Raw genomic sequence first — 13,655 nt, 5'->3', positions numbered from 1 at the left:
TCCACGGCCTGTTTCTGCGGATTTTAACCCGCCGTTAACCATGCACCGGGCAAATTCTGCCTACCTCGCGGCGTCTGCCAGAGGTTAACGGGGACCCGCTCGCGATGGCCATCAACGATCTTCCGATCCTGTCGGCGCTGCGCACCAAGATGCAGTGGCATCAGGAGCGCCAGCGGGTGCTCGCCGAAAACATTTCCAACGCCAACACCCCGAACTTCAAGCCGCGCGATCTGGTGGAACCGAAATTCGACAAAAAAGGTTCCGCCGCCACCGTCGGCGGAACTTTCGGATCGATGGCGATGATGCGCACCAGCGCGAGCCATATCGGCGTGTCCGGCGGCGCGCAGACCTTCGACGGCGATGGCGGCAAGAGCGGATTCCTGACCCGGCCGGCCGGCAACGCCGTCAATCTGGAAGATCAGATGATGCGGGTCTCCGCCAACCAGATGGATTATGCGGCGGCCACATCGCTCTACACCCGCAGCCTCGGACTTCTCAAAACCGCCATCGGAAAGCGCTGACGCGCCGCATTTAGGGGAACCGGATCATGGCAGATGATGGTGGAAGCGACTTCGCCCGCTCGATGAGCATCGCGACCTCGGGCCTGCGCGCGCAGGCCGGGCGGATGCGGGTGATCTCGGAAAATATCGCGAACGTGGATTCCACCGCGCCCACTGCCGCCGGCGATCCCTATCGCCGCAAGGTGCCGACCTTCTCCTCGGCGCTGGACCGCACGATCGATGCGAAAGTGGTGACGCTCGGCAAGGTGCGCACCGACCAGTCGGCGTTCCGCATCAAGCACGAGCCGAGCAACCCGGCGGCGGACGCCGCCGGCAACGTCAAATATCCCAACGTCAACCCGCTGGTCGAAATGACCGACATGCGCGAAGCCCAGCGGTCCTATGAGGCCAACCTCAACATCATCAGCGCCACGCGCCGGATGATTCAACGCACGCTCGATATTCTCAAGGCCTGAAACAGGAATCATAGACCATGGCTTCACCGACCGTTGCAGCAAACGCCTACGCCGCGCTCTCGCGCATCATGGAGACCGGCGGCGCCGAGAAGGGCGGCCAGACTTCGGGCGGCCCGTCCTTCGGCGCGCTGCTCAAGGATGCCGTCGGCAGCGTGATGGAAGCCGGCAAGAAGTCGGACGCCCAGACCATCGCGATGACTTCGGGCAAGGCCAACGTCATGGACGTGGTGACGGCGGTGGCCGAGACCGACGTCGCGGTCTCGACGCTGGTGTCGGTACGCGACCGGGTGATCCAGTCCTACGAAGACATCATGAAGATGCCGATTTGACGTCCTTGGACGTCATCCCGGGGCGATGCGCAGCATCGAACCCGGGATCTCGAGATTCCCCGATGCGCAATTGCGCATCTGTGGTCTGGTCCTTCGGACCATCCCGGAATGACGAATGTGATTCAGAGCAAACGAGATTCAAAAAATGACCGGTGCTGAAACCCTCGACGTGGCGCGTGATGCGATCTGGACCATCGTGGTGGTGTCGTCACCCCTGATGGTGGTGGGCCTTGTGGTCGGCGTCGTGGTGTCGCTGTTCCAGGCGCTGACGCAGATCCAGGAGCAGACGCTGATCTTCGTGCCGAAGATCCTCGCGATCTTCGTGACATTATTGCTGGCGTTGCCGTTCATGGCGGATTCGCTGCAAGGCTACATGATGCGGATATCGTCGCGAATCATAGGCGGATGATGCACTAATGTCCCGGGTCCAACATTCGCATCCCGTCGCTGAGGGTTCTTTTGCGAATGTTGGAGCCAAAGGGACATTAGTAGAAAGGAGTCTTGAGTGCGGTCTTCGGATTTGGCATTCGCATGGAGGACTCGCGGCAAATGCTGATGCGAATGCCAAATCCACCGCACTCCGGCTAGGTCATGCGCGTCGATATCTCGCTGCTGCCGGCCCTTGCCGCCACTTTCATGCTGGTGTTTGCCCGCGTGGGGGCGATGGTGATGCTGTTGCCGGGATTTGGCGAGAGCAACATCCCGGTCCGGATCAAGCTCGCGATCGCGCTGTTGTTGACGCTGATCATCCTGCCGCTGCACCGCGCCGCCTATCAGGTCGATTTGACCTCGATGAGCGCGATGGGCGTTCTGATGGTGCACGAGATCGTCATCGGCGTGGTGCTCGGCGCCACCGCGCGGGTGACGCTGTCGGCGCTGGCGGTCGCAGGCTCGGTGATCGCCCAGCAGCTCGGCCTCGGCTTCGTCACCGCTGTCGATCCGACCCAGGGCCAGCAGGGCCTTCTGATCGGCAACTTCCTCTCTATCCTCGGCATAACGCTGTTGTTCGCCACCGACACCCATCACCTGGTCATTGCGGCGCTCAACGAGAGCTACCGGATCTTCTCGCCGGGCGAGACGATGCCGACCGGCGACGTCGCGGCGCTTGCGACCCGGGCTTTCACCGCCGCCTTCAAGATCGGCCTGCAATTGTCGGCGCCGTTTTTGGTGTTCGGCATCGTCTTCAACATGGGGCTCGGCATTCTGGCGCGGCTGATGCCGGCGATGCAGGTCTATTTCGTCGGTGTGCCGCTCTCGATCCTGATCGGCTTCTTGATCTTCGCCGGCGTCCTCACGGCGATGATGGGCACCTATCTGAACTACTTCACCGGCGTCATGCACGAGCTCACACCGCTTAGATAGAGCATGATCCGGAAAAGTGGGCACCGGTTTTCCCTCGCGACAAACGCGAAGCGTTTGCGCGGAGATCATGCTCAAATAAAAAAGCCAAGGCGCCGCGATGGCCGACGATAGCGACGATAAAACAGAAGACCCTACGCAAAAGCGTCTCGACGACGCGCATGCGAAGGGCGACGTTGCCAAGAGCCAGGAGGTCAACACCTGGTTCGTGATCGCGGGCGCGACGCTGGTGTTGTCGACCTTCTCGGGCTCGATCGGCGGCGGCATCCTGATGCCGCTGCGCAATTTGATCGCCAATGCGGGCACGCTGCGCGCCGACGGCACGGCGCTGCTGCAACTCGGCAATACGCTCGGCATTGCCGTGCTGGCGGCGATCGGTGTGCCGCTGCTGATGCTGATGATATCGGCCATCGCCGGCAACATGATCCAGCATCGGCTGGTGTGGTCGTCGGAATCGCTCACGCCCAAATTCAGCAAGGTGTCGCCCGGCGCCGGCTTCAAGCGCATCTTCGGCAAGCAGGCGCTGGCGAATTTCCTCAAGGGCCTGTTCAAGCTGGTCGCACTCGGCGCCGTCATGATGGCGGTGCTGTGGCCGGAGCGCCATCGGCTGGAGTCGTTCCTGGCCTTCGACCCGACGGCGATCATGGGCGTCACCACCAGTCTGACGCTGCATCTGATGGGCGCGGTGGTGGCGATGCTGGCTGCCGTGGCGATCGCGGATTACTTCTTCCAGTACCGGCAGTGGTTCCAGCGGCAGAAGATGTCGCTGCAGGAGATCAAGGACGAGTTCAAGCAGTCCGAAGGCGACCCCCACATCAAGGCCAAGATCCGGCAGTTGCGCCAGGCCAGCATGAAGAAGCGCATGATGGCCGATGTGCCCAAGGCCAGCGTGATCATCACCAACCCGACCCACTATTCGGTGGCGTTGTCCTACGACCGCGGCATGTCGGCGCCGGTCTGCGTCGCCAAGGGCGTCGACAATATCGCGTTCAAGATCAGGGAGATCGCCAAGAAACACGACATTCCGATCGTCGAGAACGTGCCGCTGGCGCGCGCGCTCTATGCCACCGTCGATGTCGACGAGGAAATCCCGGTCGAGCACTACCATGCGGTTGCCGAAATCATCGGCTTTGTCATGGGGTTGAAGCGCGACGCTGCCGGCCGGCGCAACTGACGGATGGGCCGGAAATTGCCTTGAAATGCGTTGGATAAAGCCCTGGACGATATTTTTTACGTGTTTTCTTCACTCGAACCGGTGCCCATTTCGCTTGAAACCGCTATTGATGCCAATTAGCCGCCTGATGGACTTGCGCTTGCCGGTCCGATTCAGGCACTCAAGGGAGGCGCGCAGATCAGCGCGCCATCCCATGCCGACGGGCTTGCGTCCCCTGATATGACCGCCGAAACCGACAGCCATCCGTCCCCCGAGCCCTTCGCGGCCCATGAGCCGGCGCGGCGTGGCGGCAGCATCGTGCTGGTGCTGCTGGTGGCCGCCGGTATCGTCGCGATCGCGGTCGTGCTGATGACCATCGGCCGCGCCCAGGCCCAGCCCTATATCCTCGGCGTGCTGGCGCTGCTGGCCATGGTCGGCCTGTTCAATCTGTTCGCCTTTGCCGCTGGGATCATCCGTTTCACCGACCGCAGCACCGACGATCCGGTGATGGGGCGGATCGCCGACCATGCCTATGACGGGCTCGCGGTGACCGATTCGCGCGGCCATGTCGTCTATTCCAACGCCGCCTATCTGGCGCTGACGGGGGCCGCGACCGCCCAGGAGGTGCGCCCGATCGAGCGCGTCTTCATCGGCAATCCCGATGTGTCGGAGGCGGTGTTCCGCCTGCTCAAGGCGGCGCGCGAGGGCAAGCGGCAGCAGGAGGAAGTCCGGATCGCAGGGACCGACGGCGCCCATGGCCGCTGGCTGCGGATGCGGGTCCGACCCCTCGGCGCCAGCAAGCGCGAGGCGAAATATTCGGTGTGGTCGATCGCCGACATCACGCGGGATCGCGAACGCCAGGAGGACGTCTTCAAGGAATTGCAGCACGCGATCGAATATCTCGATCACGCGCCTTGCGGCTTCTTCTCGGTTAGTCCGGGTGGCGAGGTCGTCTATGTCAACGCGACGCTGGCGGGCTGGCTCGATCACGACCTTGCCGAGATCGGATCGGGCGGCTTGAAGCTGACCGATATCGTATCGGGCGACGGCGCATCGCTGCTGACCTCGATCGTGGCGGTGCCGGGCGAAGTCAAGACCGAAGTGCTCGACATCGATCTGCGCATGCGCAGCGGCAGGACCATGCCGGTGCGGCTCTATCACAAGCTGGCGTTCGGCGCCGACGGCGTGCCCGGCGCGTCGCGGACGCTGGTGATCAGCCGCGCGCGCGACGAGCATTCCGACCCCGAGCGCGCCGCGGAAGTGCGCTTCATGCGGTTCTTCGACCATACCCCGATGGCGATCGCGACCGTGGACCGCGCCGGCGCGGTGGTGCGCGCCAATGCCCGCTTCGCCAAGCTGGCGCAAAGCCTGAGTGCGGATGGTGCCGCCAACAAGTCGATCTTCCGCAGTGTGAACGCCCGCGACCGCAGCCTGCTGATCGCGGCGATCAACCAGGCCGCCGAAGGGCAGGGCGACATCGCGCCGGTCGAGGCCATGCTCGACGGGGCCAAGGAGCGCTGGGCTCAATATTTCGTCACCGCGGTCGAGGAGGACGAGCGCGAAACCGAGGCCGCCATCGTCTACATGCTGGAAACCACGGAGCGACGCACGCTCGAGAACCAGATCAACCAGTCGCAGAAAATGGACATGGTCGGCCAGCTTGCCGGTGGCATCGCGCACGATTTCAACAACGTGCTCTCGGCCATCATGATGGCCAACGACTTCCTGCTGAACGCGCACAAGCCGACCGACCCGTCGTTCCAGGACATCATGCAGATCAAGCAGAACGCCACCCGGGCCGCGACGCTGGTGCGGCAGCTGCTGGCGTTCTCGCGCCGCCAGACCCTGCGGCCGCAGGTGCTCGACCTCGGCGACGCATTGAGCGATCTCACCATGCTGCTGCGCCGCCTGATCGGCGAGAAGGTCAAGCTCGACCTGGTGCACGGCCGCGATCTCTGGCCGGTGAAGGTCGACGTCTCGCAATTCGAACAGGTGATCGTCAATCTCGCCGTCAACGCCCGCGACGCGATGGCCGATGGCGGCAAGCTGACGGTCAAGACGAGCAACGTCACGATGGATGAAGCCGCGCTGTTGTCCTACAAGGGCATGCCGGCGGCGGATTACGTCCGGATCGACGTCGCCGATACCGGCACCGGCATCCCCGCCGAGATCGTCGACAAGATTTTCGAGCCGTTCTTCTCTACCAAAGAGGTCGGCAAGGGCACCGGCCTCGGGCTGTCGACCGTCTATGGCATCGTCAAGCAGACCGGCGGTTTTGTTTACGTGGATTCGAAAGCGGGGGAGGGCACCACGTTCCGCATCTTCCTGCCGCGGCACCGTCCCGAGCTGGAAGCTGCACCCGAACCGCAGGTTACCAATGGCGCCGCCAAGGAAGCCGTGGCGGAGCCGCCGAAGCCGCAGGCCGATCTGACCGGGCAGGGCACCATCCTGCTGGTGGAAGACGAGGACGGCCTGCGCTCGCTCAACGCGCGCGGTCTTCGATCGCGCGGCTACAGCGTGATCGAGGCCGCCAACGGCATCGAGGCGATGGAAGCGCTGGAGGAGAAGAACGGCGCCGTCGATCTCGTCGTCTCCGACGTGGTGATGCCGGAAATGGACGGCCCGACGCTGCTCAAGGAAATGCGGCAGCGCAATCCCAACCTCAAGATCATCTTCGTCTCCGGCTATGCCGAAGAGGCCTTCGACAAGAGCCTGCCGGAAAACGAGCAGTTCGCCTTCCTCGCCAAGCCCTTTGCGCTGAGCGCACTGGTCGCGAAGGTGAAGGAGACGATGACGGCGTCGTAAGGCCGCTTTCGGTCTTCGGTCCGGATTTCAGGATTTGTTGTGAGGCCGGAACGGTCCTGTTCCCACCGTTTGGTCCGGAGAACCCGCGCCACCATACATTTGCCGTTCTGAATGGGGTTAAGGTGTCCGCATACGGCACCGACGCTGCTCACGAAGGCAAGTTGCATGACCGATCCTGCCACGGTTCCTGAGGCGGCTGACGCCGCGGAAACAGCGCATTTTCTGCGCCGTTTCGCCGACATGATGTCCAACGGGCAAAACGCCGAAAATCTGATGCGGGCGGCCGATCTGATCGACGCCCTGATGGCGCACGTTTCCGGCGCGCACGATGAGGAACAGCTGTGGCGCTACAAGTACGAAACCGTGTCCCACCAGAATGACGAGCTGGAAACCGAATGCCAAAGCCTCCGGCATGACATCGAACGGCACGTAAAGCTCTCCAGTTTCATCATCACCGAGCGCGATACGCTCAAGACGACGTTGGAGGAGCGGGAGGCGGAGCTGCTCGAACTCGGCGACACGCTGAAGCGAGCGCAGGAAACCTTGAAGGGTGCACAGGAGGAGGCCGCGACGAAATCGCAGGCGCATGAATCGGCCCTGGCCGAGCTTGGTACAGGCTTCGATCAGGAACGTGTCGCGCTGAAGGCAAGCCTGGAAGCGAGCATCAAGCAAATCGAGCAGCAGCGCAGCGAGTTTCTGCGCGAGCGCGACGAACTCTCGGCAAAGCTGTCGCAGAGCGAGGCCGTCATGGCCGAGTTCAGGCTTGCCTTTGATCGTGAGCGTGACGATTGGCAATCCAGACTGCGATCACGCGAGGACGAGCTTGCGACGATCCGCGTCGCGACCGCGAACGAACACGAGGAACTGCAGCAGAGGATCGAGGCGCTCGAGGCCAAGCGCGAGGAGCTTCGATCGGCCTTCGACCGGATCAGCCAGCTCGGCGTTGCAGCCACCGACCCGCGCGCGGAAGCCCAAGGCGGCTCGCCTCCGGTTCAACCGCCGGACCGGGATTCAGCGCCCGGAGAAAACAGCGCGGTCGTGCCGAAAGAGACCCTGCGCCAGGCGCGGGCGCAATTCGAATTTCTGGCCAAGGAATGCGTTCGCCGCGGCGATGTCGCGACCCAGGCCATGTGCGAGCTCGGTGCCCACACCATGGATCAGGCCCTCGTGGCCGAGGAAACATCGCATCCATCGCCGGTCGGTGAGGTGGCGTTAAGCATCCTCGGGCCGGTCCTTGCACCCGTCCTTCGACCCGTCGTCGCCGATCCCCATCCGACTCGCCAGGTCCACGCGGAAAACTCCTAAGTTCCAACGGGTTCAAACCCACAACCGGCCTAATCGTCACATCCCCGCGACTGAGGGCCGCAGCGCTTGTTCCCGTTTACGGCTTCACTTTTAAGCAGCTCTGCCCATCTTAGGGGCTGCTTCCCCATGCCGGGGAATTGAGGAAACAGATATGAATTTCTCGCAACGTACGCGCGGAATTGTCCGGGCTTTCGCCATCGTCCTGTCGCTGGCGGTTCCCCTCGCGATGGCGATCTCGGCGGCTGACGCCCGTGTGGGCGGCGGCAGCAGCTCCGGTTCGCGGGGATCGAAGACCTATTCGGCTCCGCCCAGCACCACCACGGCGCCCAATGCGGCGCAGCCCATGAACCGTACCTTCAGCCAGCCGGGCGCACCGGCGGCCGCTGGAGCCGCCGCAGGGGCAGCCAAGGGTGGCTTCTTCAGCCGGCCCGGTATGGGCATGATGATGGGCGGTCTCGCCGCAGGCTTCCTCGGCGCCGGCTTGTTCGGCATGCTGTCCGGTGGCGGACTGCTTGGCGGCCTCGGCGGGATGGCGTCGATCATCGGCCTGATCCTGCAGATCGGCCTGATCCTGATCGTGGTCAAGCTGGCGATGTCGTGGTGGCAGCGCCGCCACACGCCGGCGAACGCCTATGCCAATTCCGCTGCCGGACCTGCCGCGGGTTCAGCCCCGCCGCAGACCGGCTTCGGCTCCGGAATGGGCTTTGGTCTGGGATCGAGCACCCCCGCGCCGCTCGAGATCGGGCCTTCCGACTACGAGGCGTTCGAACGGCTGCTTGGCGAAGTCCAGGCCGCATGGTCGAACGAGGACGTCGCGAAACTGCATACGCTCGCAACGCCCGAGATGGTGTCGTACTTCACCAAGGACCTCGAGCAGAACAAGGCCAACAACGACGTCAACAAGGTGTCCGACGTCAAGCTGCTGCAGGGCGACCTCGCAGAAGCCTGGCGCGAAGGCCAAACCGATTATGCGAGCGTCGCGATGCGCTTCTCGCTGGTCGACAAGACCCTGGAGCGCGGCACCAACCGTCTGGTCTCGGGCAGCGAGACTCCGATCGAGGCGACGGAAGTCTGGACCTTTGCCCGGCAATCCGGCGGACAATGGGAACTCTCGGCGATCCAGCAGACCAACTGATCTTCTGCTGAACGCTAAAACATACAAGGCGCCGCGGTTGATTCCGCGGCGCCTTTTGCTTTGCGCCCCGGAATAATGAATGCCGCGGCGTGTTTTTGACGACGTACCAACTGGCGGCGACGGCCTGATGTATTGCTTCGCGGCGAACTGACGAAGTCATTTCTGGAATGGCGGAAGTGAGAAGATGAAGATCATCGACGCGCAGGTTCATATCTGGTCGCAGACCGTGACGCCGACGTCGGGCCTGCATCGCAAGGTCGCGAAGTTCACGGCCGAGGAAGTCCTGGTCGAGATGGACGAGGCCGGGGTGGATGCCGCGCTGATCCACCCGCCAGCCGGCTGGGATCCCGATTCCAATGCGCTGGCGATCGAGGCGGTCCTGAATTATCCGGACCGCTTTGCCATCATGGGCAATTTTGCGCTCGAAAACCCTGACAACCGCAAGCTGATCCATGGCTGGCGCAAGCAGCCCGGCATGATGGGGCTGCGCTGGCCGCTGCTGCTGGAAGAACACCAGAAATGGCTCTACGACGGCTCGCTCGATTGGCTGTGGCCCGCGGCCGAGCAGGAGGGGCTGCCGCTGGCGATGATGGGCGGACTGTTCCTGCCGAAGTTTCGCGAGATCGCCGAACGGCATCCCGGCCTGAAGATGATCCTGGATCATTGCGGCCTGAACCGGCACGGGCGGGATGCCGAGGCGTTCGTCCATCTCGATGAACTGCTAGCGCTGGCGCAGCTGCCGAACGTCGCGGTGAAGGCGACCGGCGCGCCGCATTATTCGACCGAGCCGTATCCGTTCCGCAACATCCATGACGGGCTGCATCGCATCTTCGATGCCTATGGGCCGAAGCGGATGTTCTGGGGCACCGACATCACGCGGATGCCCTGCAGCTACCGGCAATGCGTCACCTTCTTCACCGAGGAACTGCCGTGGCTGAAGGGGGCTGATGTGGAAGACGTAATGGGTCGCAGCCTGTGCGCCTGGATCGGCTGGGACTATGAGCGCGTCCGAGGGTAGAGGCGCGGGCTCATTAGCGGTGAGTTTTAGCTCCTGACCGGAATCGATGCGGATGTTTTCTGCATTGAGCGGGCCCACGTGGAGAATGCGCTGATCGACGCGAGCTTGGCGTGCCCGGACCGGTGCACGAGGTAGAACCCGTAACCCGGCAGTGTGAGCTTCGAGACCTGCACGAGTGCGCCGCTTGCAAGCTCCGGCGCCACCAGCACATCGCTGCAGATCGCGATGCCCTGACCCGAGATTGCGGCTTCAATGGCGTGCAACTCTTCACGAAACGCAAGACTCTGCAGTTGCGCGAGGTCGGGCACGCGCTTGAGGCGGCGGCGCGCCATCGTCTGCCAGCGTTGCCAGTTCGGAGCGTCCAGGTCCGTGGATGGCCAATCGATCTCGATGAGGGGAAAGTTGGCCAGTTCGGCCGGAGTGAGTAACTTGCCCTGATTGCCGACGAGCCTTGGACTCGCAACGACGCGGAAGATGTCGCGCGTCAACTCAATGCAATGATCACCCGGTGGCGGCCTGCGCGCATAGCGGATCGCGATGTCGGCTTCGCCTGCTGCAAGGTCGAGAACAGCGTCCGTCCCGAGGATATCGAGTTTGAGGCGCGGATGGGCGGCGCGCCAGTTCGACAACCGGGGCACCAGCCATCGTGCCGCAAATGCATTGGTGGCGGTGATGCGTAGCCGCCCACCCATCGCGCCCGGCCGCACTGACGCCAGCACATCCGCGAAAGTCTCGAAGCCATCGCGGATCACCGGGAAAAGCTGTTCACCCGCCGGCGTCAGCTTGAGCGGGCGCGGCCTGCGGCGGAACAGGGCCCTGCCGCAGTAGCGTTCGAGCAGCTTGATCTGGTGGCTAATGGCTGTTGGCGTCACGTACAGCTCGGCCGCTGCCATTTTGAAGCTCAGATGACGAGCCGCGGCCTCGAAGGCCCGAAGCTCGGTGAGGGGCGGCAGCTTGCGCATCGGCCCAGCCTAGATGAAATCAGTTCATCCTGCACATGAATTATCCGAGCTTGCGTGGACGGTGCCTTGAGGCCGAGAGTGGCCGGGCGTCTGACAGGATAATCGCAAAATGCTGGCGGAAGCCTCCGGCCGGGTCTCTGATTATCTCGCAGCGATCAAGCGGCTTGCGCCTGTGATCGCCGAGCACCGTGCGGCGTTCGACAGCGAACGCCGATTACCGGATGCCGTGTTCAATGCGCTTGCGGACGCTGGTCTGTTCCGCCTGTGGCTACCCGAGGCATTCGGTGGTCCGGAATTGTCGCCGGCCGATTTCATGACCGTCGTGGAGGCCGCGTCCGCGCTTGACGGCTCGGTCGGGTGGCTTGTCGGCAATGGCGGAGGCATGAGTCGCGTCGGCGGCTACCTGCCCAAGCAGGTCGCGCGGGAGTTTTTCTCCGATCCGCGCGCCTTCGTCACGAGCGCCACCGGCGCCGTTGGCGTGGCCCTGAAGGCGGAACGCGGCTATCGCGTCACCGGCCGCTGGCCGTTCGGCAGTGGCGCTCATCACGCGTCGCTCTTTATGGGCCTCGCGAGCATGAAAGGCGCCGGCGGCAAGGATGAACCGCCGCTGTGCTGCTATTTCGAGCGCCGCGATGTCATCGTCCACGACACGTGGCGGGTGTCGGGGTTGCGTGCCACGGGCAGTTGCGACTTCGAAGTCCGCGATCTCTTTGTCCCCGAGCAACACACGCACGCCTTCATGGAATCTCGTTCTACGCAGGACGGGATCGTGTATTGCTTGCCCAGGCTGTCAGCATTCGCCTGGACTGTTTCCGTGGTCCCGCTTGGAATCGCGCGCGGCGCCATGAACGCTTTTGTCGAACTTGCGAGCCGCAAGGCCCGACAGGGTGTCAGCACGTTGCTGCGCGATCGCGAGATCGTACAAAGCAACTACGGCCGGGCGGACGCGCTGCATCGCGCGGCGCGCGCTTTCCTGATCGATGCGATGTCGGAATTGATGGCGGCCTCAGCAGAGGAGGGGGCGCGCCTTGCCACTGCCCGCGCGGTGTTCAGGACGGCCTGCACGCATGCCGCCGAAAGCGCGGTGCGGATCGCCGACATGCTCGCCGCCGAGACGGGAGCGGGCGCAATTTTCGAGACGTCCCCGATCGAGCGCTTCGTTCGCGACGTTGATGCGGCCGTAAAGCATATCGCAATGACCCCGAACAACTACGTGGTGTCGGGCCGAGTGGGGCTTGGCCTCGATCCCGGCACCCCGCGGTTTTGAGCCGCGTTGTGGAATAGTCACGATGCTCTGAGTGCGGATCTCGACCGATGCGTGCACGGCTGCCGACCAACCCGAATTGATTGGGTTCATGCCCTGGATCGCGTGCGGCGTCGCGCGCCGTTCAGGAATTGTTAGCGATCTTCATCAAGGTAAATTTTGTTTTCAAGTTGACGCACCCTGCGCGAGCGCTAGACCATTAGGCCAGACGGAGTTGTGTGCAACTTCGCAGATATTTTCTCAAAGCCAGCAGGTATATCATGTCTCGCGTTATTGCCGCCGCCTTCGCCACCGCGCTCGCCGCCGCCGTCATCCCGACCGCCGCTTCCGCCGGCTGCTATTCGTGCTACCAGCCGCAGCCCTGCTGCGGTCAGCAATATGTGCAGCAGGTGGTCCCGGCGGAGTACCGCACCGTGCAGGAAACCGTGATGGTTTCGCCCGGCCGCGTCACTGCGTATCGCACCCCGGCGCGCTATCGCACCGTGATGGTGCCGAAGACCGTGATGGTCTCGCCCGGCCGCGTCCACTATCAACGGACAGCCCCGCGATACGCCGTCCAGCAGCGCGTTGAAATGGTTGCGCCGGCCCGTGCCTATTATGCGCCGGTCGCGCCGCGCTGCGCCACCTGCGGTTATTGAGCCTTACGCAAGCCGCCATCGCCTGACACCGTCGCCCTGTCCGGCGACGGTCCCACACGATCGCGGCGCTGTTGCTCGAAGAAGCCATGCCCGGCTTTGAGGCCGCCTTTCAGGCGGCCTTTTTCTTTGACGCCTTTCTGGCGGTCTTCTTTTTTGCAGCCTTCTTTTTGGCAGGCGCTTTGACGGTCTTCTTGGCGGCTTTCTTCTTGGTCGTTTTCTTCTTGGCCAGATAGGCGCCGACGTTTTTCGATGAATGCCCGACGGCGGCGACGGCAGCCTTCAGCTTCGCCGGGGTGACCTTGAACTTCTTCGACCAGTAGCGGACTTCGTGAGGCTGGCTGATGGCGATCAGGGCGCGGTCGGCGGCCTTGTGCTTCTGCTCCCCGATATAGGCTTCCACTTTCCTGGCGGAGTGGCCGACCTTCTTGACGGCGGCTTTCAGCTGGGCCGGCGTGATCTTCAATTTCTTCGACCAATAGGCGACTTCGTAAGCTTCGCCCATTGCGATCAGCGCGGCATCGGCACCGCCGCGCTTCTTCTTGTCATCCGCCATCCCATGCTCCTGTCGTGTTGAGGAATCCGGCACCCAGTCGGAACCTAACACGGCCACCCGCCTTCGGACAGATTCGCGCCTGTGGAGAATTCAGGCCATGCGAAGCGCAATTGCTTGGTGATGGGCGTCAGGGCCGGCCGGCATTGTGACGAACGAAA

Annotated in this window: 14 protein-coding genes; 12 read left to right on the top strand and 2 right to left on the bottom strand. The window is 63.3% G+C overall.

Going from position 1 to position 13,655, the window contains the following annotated elements; genetic code table 11:
• Window positions 1-104: 104 nt before the first annotated feature.
• From flgB to JQ567_RS26485, 10 genes are all read left to right on the top strand, one after another.
• A complete protein-coding gene (gene flgB / locus JQ567_RS26530) occupies window positions 105-521 on the top strand; it encodes a flagellar basal body rod protein FlgB (protein WP_212264294.1) in 417 nt (138 codons plus the stop codon).
• A gap of 26 nt (window positions 522-547) precedes the next feature.
• Complete coding sequence (flgC, locus tag JQ567_RS26525) at window positions 548-976, top strand: flagellar basal body rod protein FlgC (RefSeq protein ID WP_212413703.1); 429 nt, start codon at window positions 548-550, stop codon at window positions 974-976.
• Window positions 977-993: 17 nt separating this feature from the next.
• On the top strand, window positions 994-1,305 hold the full coding sequence (fliE, locus tag JQ567_RS26520; RefSeq protein ID WP_212264296.1) for a flagellar hook-basal body complex protein FliE: 312 nt from the start codon (window positions 994-996) through the stop codon (window positions 1,303-1,305).
• 145 nt (window positions 1,306-1,450) lie between these two features.
• Complete coding sequence (fliQ, locus tag JQ567_RS26515; RefSeq protein WP_192740264.1) at window positions 1,451-1,714, top strand: flagellar biosynthesis protein FliQ; 264 nt, start codon at window positions 1,451-1,453, stop codon at window positions 1,712-1,714.
• A gap of 182 nt (window positions 1,715-1,896) precedes the next feature.
• Entirely contained in the window at window positions 1,897-2,667 is a 771-nt protein-coding gene (gene fliR, locus JQ567_RS26510) for a flagellar biosynthetic protein FliR (RefSeq protein ID WP_212441546.1), read from the top strand.
• 97 nt (window positions 2,668-2,764) lie between these two features.
• Window positions 2,765-3,838, top strand: coding sequence for a flagellar biosynthesis protein FlhB (gene flhB / locus JQ567_RS26505; protein ID WP_212441545.1), 1,074 nt, complete (start codon window positions 2,765-2,767; stop codon window positions 3,836-3,838).
• A gap of 219 nt (window positions 3,839-4,057) precedes the next feature.
• The gene (cckA, locus tag JQ567_RS26500; RefSeq protein WP_212441544.1) at window positions 4,058-6,622 is read left to right on the top strand and encodes a cell cycle histidine kinase CckA; all 2,565 of its coding nucleotides are present in this window, start codon (window positions 4,058-4,060) and stop codon (window positions 6,620-6,622) included.
• 165 nt (window positions 6,623-6,787) lie between these two features.
• Entirely contained in the window at window positions 6,788-7,927 is a 1,140-nt protein-coding gene (locus JQ567_RS26495) for a hypothetical protein (RefSeq protein ID WP_212441543.1), read from the top strand.
• 151 nt (window positions 7,928-8,078) lie between these two features.
• The gene (locus JQ567_RS26490; protein ID WP_212441542.1) at window positions 8,079-9,062 is read left to right on the top strand and encodes a Tim44-like domain-containing protein; all 984 of its coding nucleotides are present in this window, start codon (window positions 8,079-8,081) and stop codon (window positions 9,060-9,062) included.
• A 184-nt stretch (window positions 9,063-9,246) separates the two neighbouring features.
• Window positions 9,247-10,080, top strand: a complete 834-nt coding sequence (locus JQ567_RS26485) for an amidohydrolase (protein ID WP_212441541.1) — start codon at window positions 9,247-9,249, stop codon at window positions 10,078-10,080.
• 26 nt (window positions 10,081-10,106) lie between these two features.
• On the opposite strand, the gene JQ567_RS26480 is transcribed toward JQ567_RS26485, so the two are convergent.
• Entirely contained in the window at window positions 10,107-11,042 is a 936-nt protein-coding gene (locus JQ567_RS26480) for a LysR substrate-binding domain-containing protein (protein ID WP_212441540.1), read from the bottom strand.
• Window positions 11,043-11,151: 109 nt separating this feature from the next.
• On the opposite strand from JQ567_RS26480, the gene JQ567_RS26475 reads away from it, so the two are divergent.
• Together JQ567_RS26475 and JQ567_RS26470 are read left to right on the top strand one after the other, a co-directional pair.
• Entirely contained in the window at window positions 11,152-12,309 is a 1,158-nt protein-coding gene (locus JQ567_RS26475) for an acyl-CoA dehydrogenase family protein (RefSeq protein ID WP_212441539.1), read from the top strand.
• Between the two features lie 257 nt (window positions 12,310-12,566).
• Window positions 12,567-12,944 (top strand): hypothetical protein, encoded by a 378-nt coding sequence (locus JQ567_RS26470; protein WP_212441538.1) that lies wholly within the window; start codon window positions 12,567-12,569, stop codon window positions 12,942-12,944.
• Between the two features lie 109 nt (window positions 12,945-13,053).
• On the opposite strand, the gene JQ567_RS26465 is transcribed toward JQ567_RS26470, so the two are convergent.
• The gene (locus tag JQ567_RS26465; RefSeq protein ID WP_212441537.1) at window positions 13,054-13,497 is read right to left on the bottom strand and encodes a DUF3606 domain-containing protein; all 444 of its coding nucleotides are present in this window, start codon (window positions 13,495-13,497) and stop codon (window positions 13,054-13,056) included.
• Between the last annotated feature and the right edge of the window lie 158 nt (window positions 13,498-13,655).

Source organism: Bradyrhizobium sp. AUGA SZCCT0431 (assembly GCF_018131065.1).
Lineage (GTDB): Bacteria > Pseudomonadota > Alphaproteobacteria > Rhizobiales > Xanthobacteraceae > Bradyrhizobium.
The sequence above is the reverse complement of the archived record's forward strand: the minus strand, read 5'-3'. Positions and strand labels throughout refer to the sequence as shown.

Coding starts and splice junctions, on each gene's coding strand:
- flgB (WP_212264294.1), top strand. CDS start 105: ATGGCCATCAACGATCTTCCGATCCTGTCGGCGCTGCGCACCAAGATG.
- flgC (WP_212413703.1), top strand. CDS start 548: ATGGCAGATGATGGTGGAAGCGACTTCGCCCGCTCGATGAGCATCGCG.
- fliE (WP_212264296.1), top strand. CDS start 994: ATGGCTTCACCGACCGTTGCAGCAAACGCCTACGCCGCGCTCTCGCGC.
- fliQ (WP_192740264.1), top strand. CDS start 1,451: ATGACCGGTGCTGAAACCCTCGACGTGGCGCGTGATGCGATCTGGACC.
- fliR (WP_212441546.1), top strand. CDS start 1,897: ATGCGCGTCGATATCTCGCTGCTGCCGGCCCTTGCCGCCACTTTCATG.
- flhB (WP_212441545.1), top strand. CDS start 2,765: ATGGCCGACGATAGCGACGATAAAACAGAAGACCCTACGCAAAAGCGT.
- cckA (WP_212441544.1), top strand. CDS start 4,058: ATGACCGCCGAAACCGACAGCCATCCGTCCCCCGAGCCCTTCGCGGCC.
- JQ567_RS26495 (WP_212441543.1), top strand. CDS start 6,788: ATGACCGATCCTGCCACGGTTCCTGAGGCGGCTGACGCCGCGGAAACA.
- JQ567_RS26490 (WP_212441542.1), top strand. CDS start 8,079: ATGAATTTCTCGCAACGTACGCGCGGAATTGTCCGGGCTTTCGCCATC.
- JQ567_RS26485 (WP_212441541.1), top strand. CDS start 9,247: ATGAAGATCATCGACGCGCAGGTTCATATCTGGTCGCAGACCGTGACG.
- JQ567_RS26480 (WP_212441540.1), bottom strand. CDS start 11,042: ATGCGCAAGCTGCCGCCCCTCACCGAGCTTCGGGCCTTCGAGGCCGCG.
- JQ567_RS26475 (WP_212441539.1), top strand. CDS start 11,152: ATGCTGGCGGAAGCCTCCGGCCGGGTCTCTGATTATCTCGCAGCGATC.
- JQ567_RS26470 (WP_212441538.1), top strand. CDS start 12,567: ATGTCTCGCGTTATTGCCGCCGCCTTCGCCACCGCGCTCGCCGCCGCC.
- JQ567_RS26465 (WP_212441537.1), bottom strand. CDS start 13,497: ATGGCGGATGACAAGAAGAAGCGCGGCGGTGCCGATGCCGCGCTGATC.